At 43.7% G+C, this 279-nt stretch carries 1 protein-coding gene; it reads left to right on the forward strand.

The window, feature by feature from the left end; genetic code table 11:
* Positions 1 to 279: hypothetical protein (locus C1G57_RS11450; RefSeq protein WP_193434474.1), on the forward strand; the 279-nt coding region annotated here is incomplete at both ends.

Here is a 279-nt window from a genome sequence, read left to right on the forward strand (position 1 = left end):
CGCATCAGTATCAGCATCTGAGTCAACAAGTGCATCAGTATCAGCATCTGAATCAACAAGTGCATCAGTATCAGCATCTGAGTCAACAAGTGCATCAGTATCCGCGTCTGAATCAAAAAGTGCATCAGTATCAGCATCTGAGTCAACAAGTGCATCAGTATCAGCGTCTGAGTCAACAAGCGCATCAGTATCAGCATCTGAGTCAACAAGTGCATCAGTATCAGCATCTGAATCAACAAGTGCATCAGTATCAGCATCTGAGTCAACAAGTGCATCAGT

Origin of the sequence: Streptococcus suis (genome assembly GCF_002960425.1) — a bacterium.
GTDB classification, from domain to species: Bacteria; Bacillota; Bacilli; order Lactobacillales; family Streptococcaceae; genus Streptococcus; species Streptococcus suis_S.